Origin of the sequence: Dorea longicatena, assembly GCF_025150085.1 — a bacterium.
Lineage (GTDB): Bacteria > Bacillota > Clostridia > Lachnospirales > Lachnospiraceae > Dorea_A > Dorea_A longicatena.
The window spans coordinates 2,148,592-2,169,398 of record NZ_CP102280.1; the positions used below are offsets into that span (position 1 = coordinate 2,148,592).

Below are 20,807 nucleotides of genomic sequence, written 5' to 3' on the forward strand. Positions count from 1 at the left end.
CTACTTTTTCAATATAAGCAGGTTACAAATTATAACGCACATTATTTCCATAATTACAATACTTCCTGCAATCGCTCCTACCGGATAATGAAAGGTAAAATAAGAAAGCTGTTTTCTCATATAAACGTTGATTCCTTTTAGTATGATTGATCCAACTGACGCTACAAGGCCTGCGATAAGCAGTACATAATAGCTGCCTTCCAGTAATAACAGCTTTCTTTCCTGCCGGCGTGTCATTCCAATCTTTCTCATAATCTCCAGTTCTTTTTTCCTGCCCACAATTCCTGTAAACATAGTATTAAAATAATTAACCAGTCCGACACACAATAATATTACACTGATACTTCCGAACATAATTCTGTTTCCCCGGATGTAGTCTGCATTTTTCTGCATAAGATCTGATCTTGCAATGTAAAAAATGCCTGCTTCTCCTTCTCCGTCCAGGCTTGTCTGTGTATTGCTTTTCCGCCGCTGATTTTCTGCCGAAAGAATCTTCTGGATTTCATACATGATCTTTTTTTCTTTCTTTTTCTCTACGTTTAATTCCATGCAAAATGTCTTTCTCTTCGTAGGTAAACGGTTAAATCCTTTTTCACTGACCAGATAATAGATATCTCCTTCTGCACCATGCCAGGTCTGGTGGATCTCCGGGAAGTCATCTGCCTGATTATCCAGATAGCCGCTTAACGTATATTCTGTAGACGGCGTTTCTGCTTTTATTATCTCATCTTCCTTGTCTCTTTCTTTGTCCGTCATGGAATTCCACCGGATACACGTTTCTTTATTCTTTAAAGGAGATAAACATACCGTTTCTCCCACTGCTTTTTCTGCCTGTCTTCCCTGCTTTTGTGACAACTTATGATCATGGATGATCATTACCCCTGTTCCGTTTTCCAGACTGTCCATATCAACTTTTAACTTGTTTTTCTCTACATAAGTTTTTAATGCTTTTAATTCATTTTCACTGACAATCTGAACAGTATCGGCATCCAGTCCTTCGATCATCTTTGCCCCGGATTCATAATCAGTACTGCTTTCTTCTGCATATTCCACATTTTTTCCCAGATAAGTATCCTTTTCCAGTGGACGTACTCCATCTCTGGATATACTGGAAAGCATATAGGCTCCTTCGGTTATATAAGATTTCTTTTTCTTCACACCGTCAAGATTCCACAAGCGGTTCCGCACCTTTTCGGATATCGGTGAAAATTCATCATATTCATTGTCATATAAGAGTTCGAAACTATCTCCTTCTGATTTCAGTGGATCTTGATCCGGCGACTGTGTCTGATATTCTGTCCCGCTTCCCTCTTTTTGTGCAAACTCACTGAATTCCCCTGCGATCAGGAAATCCGGTCTCTGATTAATGATATTCGCATAATCACTTCCATCTGTGATCACCATGACAATCAGGAACATTTCTATTCCGAGGAACAATGAACTAACTGTAATGACAAATCCCTGCCTGTATCTTGTGACGTTCTTCCATGCCATAAAGCACAGTTCCTGTGTTTCGCTTCTTTTTTTCTTGTTTAAGACTGCTCCTTTATCTGCATGACCTGCTTTTCCATGCTGTTGTTTCTTGCTTCCCTTCTGCTCCGTGTAATGCATTCCCTCTATACAGGTTCTGTTTACAGTCTGCCAGATCACCTGTTCCGATGCACCCAAGATTACCAACAACGTGAAGACTACCGCTAACAACAAGATTTCCACCCGAAAGATCTGCAGTTCTTCTGCGCCTCCATATCCATTCAGATACTGTCTGCCCAATAGTTGCGGTATCAGATATCGCAATAACACAACCGACAAACCTATACCTGCAATACCTCCCGGCACTATCGTCCGCATGATCTGCCGGATATAGATCTTACGGAGCTGCTTTTTCGTTGTACCGATCGTATGGAGCAGCGCCATCTGACGGATATCGCCTGCCATGGAGATCTGCATCACATTGTAGACAAGCAAAAACATTCCACAGATAATCACAACTGCCTCCACTGCTGCCATCCCGTAACTTCCTGTCACCTCTTTTACAGCCCGATTCTTCGCTGTATCTGTCGCAATGATCTGTTGGGAATTGTCTTTCATCGGCACATCTTCATATAATTTTTCTTCTGTATCTTTCCAGTCCATGTCATTCGCCGGACAGATCAGAATATCCGAACCATCTTTAATATCATAACCCCAGTCCTTCAGTTTCTTTTCTGACACATATCCGATTGCTTTGCTTCTTCCATTATCTTCTGTATAAGCACTGTACCAGCCTGATAATTTGAACTCTTCTTTTTCTGTCTGAAAAAAGCTGATCGATATATCAAGTGCTATCTTCATCCCTCTTTTCGGATTATCAATTCCAAGCTTTTTTAATGTCTTTACCGGAAGCATGATTTCCTGCTGCTTTTTGGGATAGGTTCCATGGACACCGGTATAGGCGGGCTTCATCATCTTTTCCCATGCAGTCTGATCCAGCACTTGTATGGAACAGATAGATTCTTTCTTTCCGGATTCTGTGGCTTCACCCATTTTCATTCTTCTTCCGATTTCTCTTACATATCCTAAGGAACGTGCTTTTTCATATTGCTGCTTTGTTCCCTCTTCTATGTAAGTGGATGCCGTTGTTCCATCCATCCGAATATTTTTCGTATATTCTGCATTTATTTTTCCGTAAGCCGTTCCAAAGACAAATGTCAGTGTAAGAATACATAAAACGACTGCTCCCATAAGAATCCGGTTTCTGCTTTTATTACATTTTCTGATAGCTTCCGAAAGCAGCCGGATCACGTTCGTATTATTGTTCGGTGTAAATCCATTCATTTCATTACACCTCCGCATTGTATAATTTCCCGTCTTCTACGCGCAGAATACGGTCTGCCATCTGTGCGATCGCTTCCTGATGGGTCACAACAATCACCGTCTGGTGGAATCTTGCTGCACAAGTCTTCAACAATGAAATTACTTCCATACTTGTGACAGAGTCCAGATTTCCTGTTGGCTCGTCACACAAAAGTACTGCCGGCTTTACCATTAACGCCCTTGCAATTGCCACTCGTTGTTGTTGTCCGCCGGACAGTTCTTCCGGGAGATTCTCTAACTTTTCTCCAATCTTTAACGTTCTGACAATATCTTCCAGCAATTTTTCATCAATCTCTGCACCGTCCAGTCTGAGCGGAAGTACGATATTCTCATATACATTGATAACAGGGATCAGATTATACTGTTGAAATACGAATCCGATATTCCTTCTCCTGAATATCGTGCGTTCATCTTCCGTCATATCTTTCAGACTGTTGCCGCGTATCCAGACGCCACCTGCAGTGGGTTCATCCAGGCCGCCCAGGATCTGAAGTAATGTCGTCTTCCCGCTTCCTGATGTACCGATGATTGCCAGGAATTCCCCTTCTTCTACGGACAGACTCACTCCGTCCAGCGCATGGACTTCGTAATTATCTGTCACATAATATTTCTTTAATCCTGCTGCTTTTATCATTTCCATAAGATTTTTTCTCCTTGCTTATAATTGTGTCCGTTTCGTATCGGAACTTTCACTTGTCTCATACAGCATACAGGACAAATCTAACAAACTTCTAACAGACTGGAAGATTTATCTCGATCATCAGACCTTTTTCCGAATATCTGTTTTTTGCAATCATAAATCCGCCATGAAGGCCGATAATTTTTCTCGCCAGATAAAGTCCGATTCCATAACCTTTCTGTGTGGTCACGTTCTTTCCTCTGTAGAATCTCTGGAAAATCTTATGCTCTTCTCCCTTTTCAATTCCAAGCCCATTATCTTTTACAGTAATCTTTGCATGCATTTCATTCTTCTGGATTCTCATTTCTATGATTCCGCCAGGCCGGCTGTATTTCACGGCATTATCCAGAACATTATCGATTGCTTCCCCAATCCAGTTGGCATCATGCGGACAGTTGACTTCTTGCGGCAGCTCTATCCTAAATGCAATCCGTTTTTCTTCTGCCTGCTTTTGAATTCTTCCAAGACAGTTTCTCACGGTCTTTAACAGATCTGTCTCTTCTTTCCGTATCTGAATCATGTTCTGCTCAAGTCTGGACATCTTCACGAATCCTTCTGTCAGGAATTCCAGTTGTTGTTCTCCGGATCTCATTGCATTTAGATAGTTATCCACATTTTCATCCGTCTTCGTCCTGGTTTTACTCCATTCTTCCTCTAATAATTCCTGATATGTCCTGATATTGGCAAGGGGTGTCCGCATCTGGTGTGCAATCTCTGAAATCAGCTTCTGGATCTCATCTTTACTCTTCTCCGCAGCTTCTGTCCGTCCATTTAACATTTCCTGGATCCTTACCAGTCTGGATTCCAGTCTTGCATATAATGTCTCTTCTCCTGCTTTTGTTTCCCGGATCTTTTCCTCTCGCAATATCTTTTCCATACATTCTGCCAATAACTTAAGTTCTTTCTGTCTGCATTTTCCCTGATAAACATATATGGCAGTTCCACCCAGAATTACTCCTGCCGTTACTGCCACTACGATTATTATGATATTCATTCTTTTCTCTTCCTTTTTGTATCTGCCATTACTTTTTCAGACGCACTCCAGCTTGTATCCCAATCCAAATACATTTTTCAGATATATCGGTGATCCTGCATCTGTTTCTATCTTTTTCCGCAGCCGGTTGATCGTAACACTGACGGTATTATCCACTACAAACTGGCCATCCAGTCCCCATACATATTCCAGGATATTTTCTTTCGTCAGTACATTTCCCTGATTGTACATCAGATATTCCAGTAACTGATATTCTCTGGCTGTAAGGATAATTTCCTTTTCGTTCTTGTATACTTGCTTCTTATCAGGAAATAATATTATTTCTCCGCATGCCAGTTGTTTTTCTCTGTTGTTCCGTCCGATCACTGCCTCTATGCGCTTTAGAAGCACTTTCATGGAAAATGGTTTTACCACATAATCGTCTGCTCCTGTGTCAAATGCTGTCAACATATCCGTTTCTTCGTCTCTTGCTGTCAGGAAAATGGCCGGTATCTCTGCCTTTTCCCGGATCTTTTTGTAACATGCAAGTCCATTGCCGTCCGGAAGTCCAATGTCAATGAGAAGAAGGCTCTCACTGCCTGTAATTGTAGTAAGAGCCTCTTGTTTTGTGTATGCGGATACGGTCTGATAGCCTGCGTTTTGCAGTGCTGTTTTGAGTGCCTGATGTAATAATGTGTCGTCTTCTATAATTCCGATCGTCATATATTTTCTCTCCGATCACTACGTTCTTTCCATATATTTTTCCGTGTGTTTATTCATCCATATCAGTACACCAACACAGATAATGATTGAGATGATCGATCCTGCCGGTGCCGCACAGCCCATCGGAAATAATGTATCCGGAAAATGCGTTGCCGCATAATAAGACAATGGGATTCTCGCACATATGATAGATATGGAATTGTGGATAAATGATACGATAGACAAGCCATATGCATAAAAATATCCACTTAAACAGAAATGCACTCCTGCAAATACGCAGTCCCATGCATAACTTCTTAAATACTGTCCTCCAAGTATCTGTACTGCCCCGTCATTCGTGAATAGTCCAACAAACGGAACAGATACAAACTGCACAATCGTTGCCGCAACTAATCCATATCCTACTGTCATACATAATACATACCGCAATGTCAGGCGTGCACGGTCATGCTTGCCTGCACCAATATTCTGCGATGCCAATGCCGATATCGTTGACAACATAGAAGACGGTACCAGGAACAGGATCCCTATGATCTTTTCCACAATACCTACCGCCGCCGCATCATTTAATCCACGCTGGTTGGCAAATATTGTGATTGCAATAAACGATATCTGGATAAATCCATCCTGCAGTGCAACCGGCACACCGACTTTCAATATGTTTTTCATCGTATGTCTCTTCGGACGAAGATCCGATTTTCTTAATTTGATCCCTGTGCCCTTTTTTATGACCACGGTAAGTGAAACAATGACACTGACTGCCTGTGCGATGGTCGTTCCAAGTGCTGCTCCGGCCGCATCCAGTCCCATGACTCCGATGAACAGATAATCCAGACCGATATTCGCTGCGCATGCTACTGCAATAAAGTACATCGGACTTTTGGAATCACCGATTCCACGGAAGATTGCACTGATAATATTATAAGCTGTAATAAAAGGAATCCCGATAAAGCAGATTGTCAGATAACGGATCGTTCCTTCTACTGCCTCGGCCGGTGTCGACATCACACTGACGATCGGTCTGACTGCCGCCAGTAATACGATCATAAGTATGATCGCAATTCCCATGAACATCGTTGCCGTGTTTCCAATTGTCTCCGATGCTTTCTTATAATCTTTTGCACCGATGCAGCGCCCGATCATAACCGTCGCTCCCATCGCAAGCCCTACGATCATAACTGTCAGCATATGCATGATCTGGCTTCCGATCGATACCGCCGTCGTACTGCTGACCCCGCCAAACTGACCGACAATAAATAAATCTGCCATACCATATAACGTCTGTAAAAAGTACGATAACAGATATGGCAGTGAAAAATAAATGACTGTCTTAAATACACTTCCTGTTGTTAAATCTTTCTCCATATTGTAACATCCTTGTCTTTAGAAATACTCATTTCATAATTTTATTCCTATTAACCTGGTAAATCAACTTTTCAGGAAGATTTTTTTGAAAGAGAGTGATTACTTTTATGATACTAAACCGCAAGGAGCCCCATCGTCCGCAATATGAATATCGTCACAAACAACGTAAATATCGAAAGCACCGATGAGAACACAACCAGCTGCCCGGCAAGCTGTCCATCCGCTCCCGCCTGCTGCGCCATGATATAGCTGGATACTGCAACCGGCGTCTGATATGCCAGCCCCCCGGACAACAGGTCCGCATCCCGGTAACCCATCATAACCACCATCGGAATCATGATAAGCGGCAAGATTACCAGCTTGATCGTCAATACCACAAATGCTGTTTTTAAGTTTCCTTTTATTTTTGAAAAGTCCAGATCACCACCCAGAATCATAAACGCAATCGGTGTTGATAATTTGGCCAGATCCTGAACCGTTGTATCGACAGCTGTCGGAAGTCTGATCCCAAGAAGTGAAAATATAATCCCTAATACCGAAGATATGATCAGTGGATTCTTTATAATATCCAGAATAATCTTTTTCCAGTCATTTTCCCTTTTTTCACCGAAGATTGACAGCGCGACTACTGCAAGGAAATTATACATCGGTACCAGGATGGCACTTAAAATTGCCGCTGTCGTCGTACTTTTCGGTCCATACATATTCTGTACGACTGCAACTCCGAAGATCACATAATTGCTCCGGAAAATTCCCTGGATAACTACACCCTGCTGATTTTCCTGTGTTACGATCCTTGGAACGATCAGACACAACAATACGAACAGTATCAGAAGTCCCCCTGCTGCCCAGATGCACAGCCTGATCCTGCTATGTATCTCAGAACCGATATCACTCTGGTAGACATTGTAGAATAACATACATGGTAAAAATATCTTAAACACAATGGCATTTGCCTGTTTTGTAAGCTTTCCGTCCGCCAGAGATGTATAATTGACCAGAAAATATCCTAATACCATAAGAAAAAATACCGGTGCAATTACATTAAACGATACAATTATATTATCCAAATTTTCTCACTTCTCTCATTCTTAATAAATGCTGTATTTTCCTTTGGAATCTACAGCATTATACTTTTTATTTCTGTATATTTTCCAGATATTTACACATGAAATACGTACTCATCCAGACGCTCGAATGCTTCTTTTACTCTGCCAAGCGGTAATGCAAGATTCATACGGATTCCATATTTCTGGTGGAACGGTCTTCCGTCCTGCCATGCAACGCCTATGTCCCATCCTGCTTTTAACAGCTCATCCAGTGACTTATAATTTTCCTCGCACCAGTCTTCGCAGTCCAGGAACAACATATAAGTTCCCTGCGGCTTACTTACTTCAATTCCTCTGTAGTAGTCACGGATATGATTCACTGCATAATCAACATTTTCAGATAATACCTGGCAAAGCTCATTGACCCAGGTATATCCTTCTGCCTCGTAAGCCCCGATCAGCGCATGCATAGATAATACATTCATTGTATTATAATGTGATTTTCTTGATTTTGCCTCCACCCGGTCACGCAGCATTTTGTTGAAGATTATATGATAACTTCCTACCAGACCTGCCAGGTTAAATGTCTTACTCGGTGCATACAATGCAATCGTACGGTTTCTTGCATCCGGACTGATCGACTGTGTCGGAATGTGCTGGCTGCCTTTTAAGATCAGATCTGACCAGATCTCATCTGCGATCACTACACATTCATTGTTCTTATATACTTCCATCGCCTCTTCAATCTCTCGGCGCTCCCATACACGTCCGGTCGGATTATGCGGACTACAGAAGATTGCTACATGAATGTTATTTGCCTTTAACTTGGCATCCATGTCTTCATAATCCATCCGCCAGATTCCTTTTTCGTCTTTTTTGAGCGGACTGTGTACAATCTTGTATCCATTCTCTGTGATGCATTTGGTGAATCCGATGTAAGTCGGGCTGTGAAGAAGTACGGCATCTCCCGGTGCGGCAAAAGCTGTCAGAGCAGAGATTACTCCGCCTAATACTCCGTTCTCATATCCGATATATTCCGGCATCAGTCCTTCTACATTATTGCGGATCTTATGCCAGCGTATGATCGAATCATAATACTCTTCCACCGGATTGAAATATCCATATGCCGGATGTGCTGCCCTGTCCATGATCGCTTTTGGAATCGTTGGGACAGTTTCAAAGTTCATGTCTGCCACCCACATCGGGATCACATCAAATCCGTCTTTTGGCGGTTCCGGTGCAAATCCCGGATTCTTTCCAAGTCCGTCTACTGCAATCGCATCTTTTCCATGCCTGTCTATAATCTTTGTAAAATCATATCTCATATCTTTCTCTCCTGTTTCCCGAAAACGATCTTCCACCGGCGCCTGCCGTCTGATCGCTATTTTTTTGAAAATACCCACATCGCTTTTATCTGGTCTTTGATATTGGCAAATACCCATGTTGCTTTCGAATTCTTTATGCTGAACGGATCATTCACTTTCACATTGCCATTCTCATAACCTGTCAGTACGATAAAATGTCCAATCTTGGTAAAATCTCCCGGACCGACACTGCATATGATCGGATGTCCCTGCGAAAGTTCTAAAGCTACCTGCTCTTCTGACAAAAGACCTGCAGTACTGTTAAGATTCCAGTTTGCTCCGGCTTCATCCATGAATCTCCAGTAGGTGTTATTCTCTTCGTCCACATAACCATGTTCCGTTCCGTAAGCAGCTACCTTTGCCGGAGTGATCGACGCATCCTGATTCAGTCCGGCTGCTACCATCGCCATACAGGTCGGTCCGCATCCACTTGCCGCTACTATACTGGTTCCGTATGGAGCATATCCCCATCGTTCATCCCACTGTAAAAGTTCCGGTATCCCTCCCTGCGAAAGATCTTTTCCTATCGTATCTGCATACGGCTTATCTTTTTTCTTTTCATAATCGGCCACAAAATCTACTGTTTCCACATTTTTATCCAACAGTTCGATCACATTTTTCGGATATCCGTGTTCCGTTGCCTGCTTTCGTATACGTTCCAATTTCTGTTCGGCAGTTTCCGGCTTTGACTTTACTTTTGCCGCCTCTTTTTTATCCTGCTTTTCTTTTCTAAGCTCTTCTGCTTTCTGTTTTTCTTCTACACGTTCACGGTGCAGACAATAGCCAGCAAAAGCAGCAGTTATTACTGCTGCTATCACACCGACTACTGTTATACGCCTTAATATCTGATTTCTTCTTGCACCTTTTGAAAGAGAAGTTCTTGGTCGTTGTTCTACGTTATTAGTCTCCTTCATCTGTCAATTCAGTCCTCTTAATAATAATCTATTTTCTCGACATCGTTCTTAATTATACAACAGCATTCCAGCGGATACAACTTATCATTTCCTTAATATTGATTCTGACTTTTCGTATTTGTGTCGTTTTTTTATATAATTATGACTTTTTTCAATTTTTTTCATTTTTTACTTGCTTTTTACATTTTATCATGATATCATACTACTTGTCTTAAGGACACGTCAAATAACGGGGTGTGGCTCAGCTTGGCTAGAGCGCCTGGTTTGGGACCAGGAGGTCGCAGGTTCGAATCCTGTCACCCCGATTTATAATGTATTATGCGGGTGTAGTTCAATGGTAGAACACCAGCCTTCCAAGCTGGATACGTGGGTTCGATTCCCATCACCCGCTTTTTTCATGCTCTATTTTAGATTTATCTGGCGGCTTCTTTCGAACCGCATGGCGACAAACAACGAACCCTGTCATCTTCCGGGTGTCTTCACTAACTTTATGTGAAGACACCTGAAAGATGACAGGGTTCGTTATTTGTCCAGATTGTTCCTTGAGCCCTAATCTATTTTCTTTTTCAAAAATGCAAATACAGAACCGAGCAAAATATAGATATCTGCCAGATTGGCGGTTATATTGCCCAGTATTTTGTGACTGGATTTAATACCGATATAATCCACTACCTTTCCTCTGACAACACGGTCATAAGTATTGCTTAAAGCTCCTGCGCTTAAGAATGTCAGGGCTATCTTACTAAGCATATGCCCTTCCCTAAAAGCTTCTATAATTGTCAGAAGTCCGATCGCTGCTGTCGTCATCACCGACGCTTTCTTTACTTTTTCCGGTTCGGAATCCATAGAGTTAAATGCAAATCCTTTATTATATACTTTTCTGATCAGAATCCCTGTCCCACAGAGACTTTTTTCTTCCGTCTCGCTTACATTCTCTTCTATGTACTGTTTTACAGCCATATCAAGAGCGAACAGTGTTCCGACCGCACCGGGTATGCGTGTACGCATTTATACTTCTCCCTGGATCTTTACGATCTCTTCTTCCTGTTTTTCTATCTCTTCGTCACGTTTTTCTATCTCTTCGCAGAGCGTTACATAATCCATGTCTGACACTTCTCCACTCTGGAATTTTTCATATACCATACGTCCGATATCTGCAAGATCTCTTTCATTCGCTCTCTTTAACGAACGAACATTGCTTTTAATCTTCTGGATTTCCAGAGTATCTCCTGTCTTCTTTGTGATGTCACTAGCAACATCTGAAACCATTCTGCCGAATTCTTCAAAAAAATCTGCCATTAGTATCCTCTCCTTATCTCGTTCTTCTTTACAGCTGTCTTAAAATATCCAATGATCGGTACAAATTCATCGTCCCATATCCCCATTGTGTATTCGGATATTCTATTCCCGGAAGCTTTTGTGTTCCCATCACGATAATATTTCTGACCTGACTGGACGACACTCCTCTTGCCCCCGGCTGCTCACTGATCCATTCCATGATCAGGGCACATCCGCCTGCTGCAATCGCTGTTGCGGCGCTCGAACCGGTCCGATTCTTAAATTCCCCGCCAGGTACTGCTCCTGTGACCGCTTCTCCCGGCGCAGCATAATCCGGTTTTATTTTTTCATCTCTAGTATACCCCCTGCCCGAATTAATATCAACTCCATTCTCCCTGCTGTTATAAAAAGCCACAGTCATTGTATTTCTTCCTCCTGAAGGCTCTGTAAATGTAGTGTCGGGATTTGATTCCAGAAAATATACCTCTCCCTCCAGGAATTCTTCCATCGGAAGCCATATGTGAAAATCTCCGGTTGTCTGCATCGCCGGCTTTATATCTATTTTCCATATTCCGGGAACCGCATTCTGAAACCTTATAAATACCAGCTGTGCATCATTATTCCTCTGTAATAATCTGTATTCCACAGTAATCGTTGTCCGTTCAAATGTAAATAAAAAATCAAACAGATACCCCAGACGTATCGGAATCATCCCCGTACGCTCTCCAGACGGCGAAGTAACCGACACCATTACGATATTCGGAAGTGTACTCCATAATTCAACGGCAAAAGACTGTGTCCCTTCTCCTACCCGGATTTCTGCTGTCCTCGTATCCTGTGCATCCGTAAAACGGTTAAAATAGTGATGTCTTCTGGCCGCCTCATTGCCTGTTCCGACTACAACACACCTGTTTCTTACCGTCGCATAAATGTCCAATATATCTGCCAGAATAGAATCTCCGTTATGTCCTCCAAAGCTTGTTCCGAGGGCTACACAGATCACTAACGGCATTCCCTGTTTTCTTGCCAGGTCATTCAGATAGCGGAGTCCCAGCATAATATCATTTTCCTGATAACATACGGCATCCTGTGCTATCGCGAAAAATTCTTTCAGATAATTTTTTGCCGGCTTTAATTTGACCATTGCAATAGAAGCCTCCGGTGCGGCCCCGAGAAACTGTTTTCCAACTTCTGCTCCTCCTGCAGCCGCACTTGCAACAAATGTTCCATGTCCGTCTGTATCCACACTCGGTACTATCTGAAGCGGATCCTCCGATCTAAGTGCTGTATTGATCATTTCTTCCGTATATTCCGTTCCATAATAAAGCCCCTGTGGTGTTCTTCCCGTCTGAATCGTCTGATCCCAGATTCCCACAATCCGTGTCGTCCCGTCCAGATTGCGAAACACACGATTCTGATAATCTATCCCGGTATCTAAAAAGCCGATCATGATCCCATCCCCCATCAGCTGAAGTGTCGGATAGTTCTGCAATGTAATAATTCCTGCTGCATCTAACGGCTGCATATCCAGAAGTGTATAACATTTTGGGATCGTACTGTACCAATATTCTCTGAACGATAATGGAAGCAGAATCCTTCTGTCTACAGATACACTTTTATATCCAAAATCCATCTCCTGAATACACGCATTTTCCGGATTCACTTCCTTAAGTTCCTCATCTCTGTATAATGGAATAATAAAATCCCAGTAATCTTCGGAAATAATCTTTTCTTTACAGTTCTCTTCCAAATCAAAAAAAACCTTTCATATACATTTGTTTTATGTATATGAAAGGTTCCCTGTCATTCATTAATCTTTTATTATGAATTCGTATTCTGGTTCAGCATACGTTCAATAATGTCTACCGACTCTTCAATACCATAACTTGCACTGTTAAAACAGATATCATAGTTCATAGCATCTCCCCATTTCTGACCGGTATAATAATTGTAATATCTTGCATGTTGACGATCCAGCTTTTTAAGCAGACGTACCGCTTTCTTATGATCCAGATCATTGACCTCCATAATACGACGCACACGCTGTTCGAACGGTGCCGTAATAAAAATACTGATATGTGGAATATGGTTATTCGCAAGTATCACATCTGCACATCTACCCATTACAATAAAATCTTCTTCTTTTGCCATTTTGCAGATCAGGTCACTCTGATTGAAGAAGATCGCGTCTTCTCTTGTCAATCCATGATAGCGGTCAAAGTCTTTCAGACGCTCTTTGATCGTCCTTCCGGATCCCTGATATTTGTTCTCGATCAGATCCGTTCCCAGATCCGCCACATCTGTCACAGAATCCTTCTCCGCATCCAGTCTTCTTAATACTTCATTAAAGATTTCTGCATCATAGTAGTTGATTCTAAGTGCATCTGCCAGTGCAAATCCAATATCATTTCCGGCACTTCCCTGCGTTCTTCCGATACAAATAATAAGATGATCGTCTTTTGAAAACTTCTGACGCAGATTCGCTGTATTCAACTTCGCCCTGTTTTCATCCAGAATTTCAACCTTACCGAAACTTGCAGGAAGCTCTGCTATTTCCTTTAATATCTCATCGTATTTTTTCATCAGTCTGGAACGGTCTTCATCCTTTCGGATCGTACGTGCCATGTTACTGATCAATGCCAGCTCACTTCTAAGAAGATGTCCCTGCGGCTTGGTACGCATCAGCATAACCAGATTGTTCACACAGGTACGTTTATCTCCTGTAAAGGTACGGCCCAGAGAAGATCCTACACATTCATATACTTCTCCGTCCAGATCATAGATCCGTTCTGCAATGTCATAATATTTATTCTTATTCTCCTGCATTTTCCGCACCCCCTTCTATAAAAAGAATATCAACATATCGATAATAAATACCGGTATCAAAAATGTCAGTGACCATGCCATATATCCGAAGAACGACGGCATACGCACACCGTTTTCATCCGACATAGATTTTACCATAAAGTTCGGTGCATTTCCTATATATGTATTTGCTCCCATGAATACAGCACCACACGAGATTGCCTCCAGCATCTTAACCGGAACAGCACCAAGCGTTGTTGCCACACCGCCCTTGAATCCAAGTGCTCCTGCTGTTGTAAGGAACACAAGATATGTCGGCGTATTATCAAGAAAACTTGACAGAGCTCCTGTAGCCCAGAACATCTGGAATGGTTTGCTGATTCCAAGCTCCGCTCCATTCGCTTTCAGGATCATAAGTGCCGGCTGCATAGTAATAAAGATTCCGATAAACAGAACCGCAACTTCCTGGATTGCACCCCAGGTAAAGTGGTTACGGATACGGACTTCTTCGTTCGTCGTCTTAAACGATAAGAATGCAGCCAGAAGGATGATCACAACCTCAATTATTGACGGGAATCCAAGTGTAACTTCTCCAAGGATATGAAGTCCTTTTACGGTTCCGTCTGCATTCTGGAATGCGGACATTCCCGGAAGTGTTCCACTTAAGATCACGGCTCCGACGATCATCGCTACATAGATAAGATTATGAAGTCCTACAATTTTAAAATGTGTTCCCGGCTCTCTGATATCCGGTTTTCTTCCTTCTGCAATATCTTTTCTGTATGCTCTTCTGTCCAGGAAATAGAATATCACCAGAAGGATCACCATATTAAAAACCAGAATATGGAATAACTTCATACTCCAGAAAAAAGGTACCCCACGCATGAATCCCATCAGAAGCGGCGGATCTCCGATCGGTGTCAGACATCCTCCCATATTAGAGATCAGGAAGATAAAGAAGATCATGATATGACTCTTTCTCTTTCTCCATGAATTCATCTTAATAAACGGACGTACAAGAAGCATACTTGATCCTGTAGTTCCGATCACACTGGAAAGCAGTGTACCAAAAACAAACAACGCCGTATTAATCCTCGGTGATCCGGCAAATTCACCGTCAATCGTAATGTTACCTGCTACACAGAATAATCCAAACAGTAAAACGATAAATGTCAGATAATCATTTACCACACATTCCAGAACAGTCTCACTCATTGTAAATATTCCATATTTCGCTGTAAAAGGAATAATAAACAAGATTGACCAGAATGCAACTGCCAGCGGCTGATGTTTTTCCCACCAGTCCGGCTTGAACAGCGGCATTACCGCAATACTAAGCAACAGCCCTGCAAAGGGTATGCAGAGCCAGATTGGAATAGCTGATAATTCCCCCATCGCTGTCTTTCCTCCATTCTTCTCCAAGTAAAAAAATTATATAATAGTCTATATGTAAAATGTATTATTGAAGTCTTGGTACTTCCTGACCTCTCAACATAATTACCGGTCCTCCGGTTCCTTCGATATATTCCTTCGTGATGATAACCTCTCCGATATTGTCATCCTTCGGGATTTCATACATGATATCCAGCATGAATTCTTCAATGATCGCACGAAGTGCTCTTGCTCCGGTATCTTTCTTCAATGCCTTCTTCGCAATTGCATGAAGGGCATCGTCATTGAATTCCAGTTTTACCTCATCCAATGCCAGCAGTTTCTGATACTGTTTTAATATTGCATTCTTAGGTTCTTTTAAAATCTCTACCAGCATCTCTTCACTCATACCCTGTAAAGTGAACACGATCGGCAGACGTCCTAAGAACTCAGGAATCATTCCAAATGCACGTAAATCTTCTGTTGTTACTTTCTTCAGTATCTCTTTATCGTTATTATACTTGTCTCTTAAGTCTGCTCCAAAACCAATTGCTGCCTGTTTGGTCAGACGCTCTTTGATGATTCCGTTAAGATCCGGGAACGCTCCGCCGCAGATGAAGAGAATATTTCTTGTATTCACGGTTGTAAGCGGAACCATGGCATTTTTACTGGTTGCGCCGACAGGTACTTCTACATCGCTTCCTTCAAGAAGTTTTAACATTCCCTGCTGTACCGACTCACCGCTTACGTCTCTCTGACTTGAATTCTTCTTCTTTGCGATCTTATCGATCTCATCGATAAAGATGATTCCCTGTTCTGCCTTCTCTACATCATTATCTGCAGCTGCAAGCAGTTTGGAAACCACACTCTCAATATCATCTCCGATATATCCGGCTTCCGTAAGTGAAGTCGCATCTGTGATCGCAAGCGGTACATCCAGAATCTTTGCCAGTGTTTTTACCAGATACGTCTTACCGGAACCTGTAGGTCCGATCATGAGCATATTGGACTTTTCAATCTCAATATCATCCATAGAATCAGTAGCCACACGTTTATAATGATTATAAACAGCTACAGACATAACTTTCTTTGCATATTCCTGACCTACCACATACTCATCCAGTTTTGCCTTGATCTTATGTGGTGCCGGAAGATTCTTTATATCTACTAACGGTTTATATTCTTCGCCCTCTTTTTTCTTTTTGATCTTCTGCTGCTTTGGAATACTCTGTTCCATATCAGCCATATTAAATACCTGTACTCCCGGAATATTCATCAGCTGACTGTAATCAATCGGGCCATTTGACATTGCATCAAAGCTTTTCTGCATACAGTCATTGCAGACACAGATATGATTCGGAAGTTCAATCATTTTTCCTGCAACGCTCTCTGGACGTCTGCAGATAAAGCATACTTTTTCATATCCATCGTCATTATTTTGTTTCTTATTATCTGTATCAGATGTATTCTTTGTTGTCTCAACCTCTACATCTTCTACTTTTTCAATTTCCTGATTATTGTTATCATCCTGATTTGCCATTATTCTCTCCTTCTTAACGTAGTTTACGCATTTCACTCTGACTTTTATCCTGCTTTTATGTTTCCTCCTGATTTACCAGTTCCAGAAATGTCTCTTCTGAAATAATCGGTATTCCCAGCTCATTCGCTTTTTTATTCTTGGATGACGTACTCGTCACATCATTATTGATCAGATAGTTTGTCTTTGATGTGACTGATCCAGTCACTTTTCCACCCAGACTTTCAATCAGCTCTTTTACTTCTCCACGATTGGCAAAATGCTTTACGCTTCCGGTAATTACAAAATTAACGCCTTCAAAAATCTGCTGTTTTGTTACAGTCTCTTTCGGAATGGTCAGCTCATTTAAAAGCCTTCTGAAATTCTCCACATGTTTTGCATCTGCAAAATATCCGACGAACGCTTTTGCCAGAACCTCTCCGACTCCCTGAATCTCATTTAATTCTTCTTCCGAAACCTTCAGAAGAGATTCTACATCATATTTTAATTCTCTGCAAATAACTTTTGCATTGGCAAGTCCGATTCCTGCAATTCCCAGAGAATAAATGACTCTCGGCAGGGTCGTCGTTCTTGCCTTTTCTATACTTTCTGTCAGTTTTTTATATGATTTTTCTCCGAATCCTTCCATCTTTTGAATTTTTTCTTTGTATTGATCCAGATGGAAGATGTCTGCAAATGTATGAATATATCCTCTGGAAATGAATTTTTCCAGTGTTGCTTCTGATAATCCTTCTATATTAAGTGCATCCCTGCTGACAAACAATGCAAATGATTTGACGTGCTTCGCCTGACATTCCGGATTCATACAGTACAATGCTTTTGCGTTGCCGACCTGCCGGATCTTTGTCTCTCCCTGACAGACAGGACATTTACACGGAATATCTTTTACTCCGCTTCTTGTCAGATTCTCTGCAATCTGCGGGATGATCATATTAGCCTTATATACTTCAATCTTGTCACCGATCCCAAGTTCCAGTTCTTCCATAATACTGATATTGTGAACACTTGCACGGCTTACTGTTGTTCCCTCAAGTTCTACCGGATCAAAGATTGCAACCGGATTGATCAGTCCGGTTCTCGACGGACTCCACTCAATCTCTCTTAATACTGTCTCTCTGATCTCATCCTGCCATTTGAACGCAAAAGAATCCCTCGGAAATTTTGCAGTTCTTCCAAGCGACCGTCCATACGCTATATCATCATATGTTAATACAAGTCCGTCCGACGGGAAATCATTTTCACTGATCTTAGACGAAAATTTAGCAACTTCGTCCTCAACAGTATCTCTGGTCACCATATAATACTCCACTGTTGTAAATCCCTGTGACTTCAGCCATTCCATCTGACAGGCTCTGGAATTCTGAAAATCAACTCCGTCTGCCTGCACCAGTGTAAATGCATAGAACATTACATTACGTTTAGCCGTGATCTGGTTATTCAGCTGTCTGACAGAACCGCTGCACAAATTTCTTGGATTCTTGTACCTGGCATCTACATCTTCAATCTCCTGATTGATTTTTTCAAAATCCTTATATCCTATGACTGCTTCTCCTCTTAAGATCAGTTCTCCCTGATATGCAATCTGGACCGGCACATTTTTGAATACTTTCGCATTGTTCGTGATCACTTCTCCGACTTCTCCGTTACCTCTGGTGACCGCCTTATAAAGCTTTCCATCACGATAAGTCAGTACAACCGTCAGACCATCCATCTTCCATGATATCAGAACTTTCTGATCTCCCACAAAGTTCTTAAGTTCTTCTACTTCTTTCGTCTTATCCAGAGAAAGCATCGGGCTTTCATGTCTTTCTTTCGGCAGTTCGCTTACCACTTCATATCCGACATTTACCGTCGGACTGTTTGACAAGGTAATACCAAGCTCATCCTCAAGCTCCTTAAGTTCATCATACAATCTGTCATATTCATAATTACTCATGATCTCCTGTGCTTCCTGATAGTATGCTCTGGAAGCTTTATTCAGAAGGCTGACCAGTTCTTTCATTCTCTCGTTCTTTGACTGTCCCATATAATTCTTTTAACTCCTGTTCTGTTAATCCTCTTACCTCTCCCGGTTTCAGATTACCTAGTTCTACATTCATAATGCGGATTCTCTTCAGTGTTGTCACCTTATAGCCAAGTGCCTCACACATCCTGCGGATCTGTCTGTTAAGGCCCTGCGTCAGAATAATGGAAAATGTGTATTTTCCATTCTTTCTCACTTTACACGGCCTGGTCACCGCATCCAGGTTCTTCTCCCTGTCTCTGATATGTACTCCGCGACTCATTTTTTCTATGAACTCCGGTGTGATTTCTTTATTAACTGTGACCTTATATTCTTTCTCATGGGAGAATCTTGCACGCATCATGCCATTGATCAGATCACCATCATTGGTCATGATCAGAAGTCCTTCCGAATCTTTATCCAGTCTTCCCGCATAGGTCACGCGTAGCGGATAATTCAGGAATCTGATAATATTCTTCTTTTCCCTTTTATCTTCTGTGCAAACAATCCCAGCGGGTTTATATACCGCCAGGACTGTCTTTTTTGTCTTGCTTTTTATCCGTTTTTTCCCCACACAGACTTCCTGTCCGTCTTCAACCTTCATTCCAGGTACGGCATTTTTTCCATCCACCGTTACAACGCCAGATTCTATCAGCCGGTCCGCCTCTCTTCTTGAGCACACACCGGCTTCGCTTAAATATTTATTCAGCCTAATCATTCTGTAACACCCCGCTGATACTGTTATCTTTTACAAAAGTATTTCCATTATATAAAAATAATACACTTGTGATATTATCCTTCTTCATGACCTTTTCAATATCATCATAATAATACCTTGGATCGACAACCACAATTTCCCTGTAATAAGGTATCAGGAACGGAATCAGACTATTGGCATAAGAATCCTTGATGATCAGAAGCCTGTCTGTCGAATCTGCCGTCGTCTTGATGTCAAGGATCGGATAATTTCCGCCAAGAAAAAGTGCATATTTGTCTTTTCCTTTAAGCTTGGAAGTATCATAAAGAGTTGCCGTCTTCTTTTTTTCATTTACATTATTTACTACAGCCTCTGTTGCATTCTTAAGATTGTCGGGTGCATAGATATATATCGGTTCTTCATATCCCGTTTCATATCCGCTCGTCGAAGCCAGTGTTCCGTTAAATGCATTGGTCACCGCATAAGGCTTCATGTCAGAGGTTTTGGATGTATCAAGCTTCATGCTTTTTGAAAGAGCCTGATAACCGTAATACGCGCCAAGTGTTGTCCAGTGATGATCTGTGTGATAATAGATTTCTTCTGATCTGTGTTTTTTTAAAATATCACTGACATCCACCCATGTATAAACAGATCCCAGTGTACTGTGAATTGCTTTAAATTGCTTCTCCTGATTCTCTGTAACTGCATATCCCGGAAGTTTATCCGATTCGATATTAGCCGCATTCGGAACCAGCATCATGTACATTGGTATATCTTTATATTGTTTTTGAAACATTTTCATTGCAGACAGATTTTCTTTCATCTGATCTTCATCCGGTTTTGCAATATCCTCCAGAAGATAATGGTCTTTTCCTTTGAACACGCCATTCGCTTTTCTCTTTCCTGCCAGCAGATCCACCCTGCTTTTTAGCATTACCCAGAAATCTCTTCCCGCGAACTGATCTGATACATAGGATTCGTACTGCTCCATCCATCTTCCGCTTTCTATTCCTGAAATTGTAAGTTCCGGTCTCTGTTCCAGTGCCCGGTTCTCTGTCGCCGAGAATTCCCGGTCACCCGTTGCCAGATTCACAACACAGAAAGCGATCATCATTATGACAAATATCACCGCTGCTAATTTATTTCTATGCACTTCTCTTCTTCTTTCCCATTTTTTTCTTGACTGTCTCATTTTTA

The 20,807-nt window shown here is 41.8% G+C and carries 17 protein-coding genes and 2 tRNA genes; 2 read left to right on the plus strand and 17 right to left on the minus strand.

The annotated features are described in order from the left end of the window. The 8 genes from NQ508_RS10260 to NQ508_RS10295 all read right to left on the minus strand — a co-directional run bounded on the left by NQ508_RS10260 (position 1) and on the right by NQ508_RS10295 (position 9,920). The gene (locus tag NQ508_RS10260; protein ID WP_006427900.1) at positions 1-2,814 is read right to left on the minus strand and encodes an ABC transporter permease; all 2,814 of its coding nucleotides are present in this window, start codon (positions 2,812-2,814) and stop codon (positions 1-3) included. A 4-nt stretch (positions 2,815-2,818) separates the two neighbouring features. Next, positions 2,819-3,493, minus strand: coding sequence for an ABC transporter ATP-binding protein (locus tag NQ508_RS10265; RefSeq protein ID WP_006427901.1), 675 nt, complete (start codon positions 3,491-3,493; stop codon positions 2,819-2,821). A gap of 91 nt (positions 3,494-3,584) precedes the next feature. Next, entirely contained in the window at positions 3,585-4,526 is a 942-nt protein-coding gene (locus NQ508_RS10270; protein WP_006427902.1) for a sensor histidine kinase, read from the minus strand. Between the two features lie 36 nt (positions 4,527-4,562). Next, the gene (locus NQ508_RS10275; RefSeq protein ID WP_006427903.1) at positions 4,563-5,228 is read right to left on the minus strand and encodes a response regulator transcription factor; all 666 of its coding nucleotides are present in this window, start codon (positions 5,226-5,228) and stop codon (positions 4,563-4,565) included. Positions 5,229-5,246: 18 nt separating this feature from the next. Continuing rightward, positions 5,247-6,593: an MATE family efflux transporter gene (locus NQ508_RS10280; RefSeq protein ID WP_006427904.1), complete on the minus strand. Its 1,347-nt coding sequence runs from the start codon at positions 6,591-6,593 to the stop codon at positions 5,247-5,249. A 113-nt stretch (positions 6,594-6,706) separates the two neighbouring features. Continuing rightward, on the minus strand, positions 6,707-7,663 hold the full coding sequence (locus NQ508_RS10285) for an AEC family transporter (protein ID WP_044920204.1): 957 nt from the start codon (positions 7,661-7,663) through the stop codon (positions 6,707-6,709). Positions 7,664-7,755: 92 nt separating this feature from the next. Then, entirely contained in the window at positions 7,756-8,967 is a 1,212-nt protein-coding gene (locus NQ508_RS10290) for a MalY/PatB family protein (protein ID WP_044920206.1), read from the minus strand. A 56-nt stretch (positions 8,968-9,023) separates the two neighbouring features. Further along, positions 9,024-9,920: a C39 family peptidase gene (locus tag NQ508_RS10295; protein WP_006427907.1), complete on the minus strand. Its 897-nt coding sequence runs from the start codon at positions 9,918-9,920 to the stop codon at positions 9,024-9,026. A 230-nt stretch (positions 9,921-10,150) separates the two neighbouring features. On the opposite strand from NQ508_RS10295, the gene NQ508_RS10300 reads away from it, so the two are divergent. Together NQ508_RS10300 and NQ508_RS10305 are read left to right on the plus strand one after the other, a co-directional pair. Continuing rightward, positions 10,151-10,225 (plus strand) — tRNA-Pro (locus tag NQ508_RS10300). Between the two features lie 15 nt (positions 10,226-10,240). After that, positions 10,241-10,311, plus strand: a tRNA-Gly gene (locus NQ508_RS10305). 158 nt (positions 10,312-10,469) lie between these two features. Here NQ508_RS10305 and NQ508_RS10310 read toward each other — a convergent pair. The 9 genes from NQ508_RS10310 to NQ508_RS10350 form a co-directional block, all read right to left on the minus strand. Continuing rightward, positions 10,470-10,928, minus strand: coding sequence for a signal peptidase II (locus NQ508_RS10310; RefSeq protein ID WP_006427908.1), 459 nt, complete (start codon positions 10,926-10,928; stop codon positions 10,470-10,472). Beyond that, positions 10,929-11,219, minus strand: a complete 291-nt coding sequence (locus tag NQ508_RS10315) for a hypothetical protein (RefSeq protein ID WP_006427909.1) — start codon at positions 11,217-11,219, stop codon at positions 10,929-10,931. A 28-nt stretch (positions 11,220-11,247) separates the two neighbouring features. After that, positions 11,248-12,831, minus strand: a complete 1,584-nt coding sequence (locus NQ508_RS10320) for a S8 family peptidase (protein ID WP_006427910.1) — start codon at positions 12,829-12,831, stop codon at positions 11,248-11,250. 188 nt (positions 12,832-13,019) lie between these two features. Next, a complete protein-coding gene (locus tag NQ508_RS10325) occupies positions 13,020-14,024 on the minus strand; it encodes a cytidylate kinase-like family protein (RefSeq protein ID WP_006427911.1) in 1,005 nt (334 codons plus the stop codon). 15 nt (positions 14,025-14,039) lie between these two features. Continuing rightward, a complete protein-coding gene (locus NQ508_RS10330) occupies positions 14,040-15,398 on the minus strand; it encodes a sodium:proton antiporter (RefSeq protein ID WP_006427912.1) in 1,359 nt (452 codons plus the stop codon). A gap of 64 nt (positions 15,399-15,462) precedes the next feature. Then, a complete protein-coding gene (gene clpX / locus NQ508_RS10335) occupies positions 15,463-16,914 on the minus strand; it encodes an ATP-dependent Clp protease ATP-binding subunit ClpX (protein WP_006427913.1) in 1,452 nt (483 codons plus the stop codon). Positions 16,915-16,969: 55 nt separating this feature from the next. After that, complete coding sequence (gene ligA, locus NQ508_RS10340) at positions 16,970-18,913, minus strand: NAD-dependent DNA ligase LigA (RefSeq protein ID WP_006427914.1); 1,944 nt, start codon at positions 18,911-18,913, stop codon at positions 16,970-16,972. After that, the gene (locus NQ508_RS10345) at positions 18,885-19,631 is read right to left on the minus strand and encodes a pseudouridine synthase (RefSeq protein ID WP_006427915.1); all 747 of its coding nucleotides are present in this window, start codon (positions 19,629-19,631) and stop codon (positions 18,885-18,887) included. Before NQ508_RS10345 ends, ligA begins: the two co-directional genes overlap by 29 nt. Next, complete coding sequence (locus NQ508_RS10350; RefSeq protein ID WP_006427916.1) at positions 19,624-20,802, minus strand: DHHW family protein; 1,179 nt, start codon at positions 20,800-20,802, stop codon at positions 19,624-19,626. The genes NQ508_RS10345 and NQ508_RS10350 overlap by 8 nt, the downstream gene beginning before the upstream one ends. Positions 20,803-20,807: the final 5 nt, after the last annotated feature.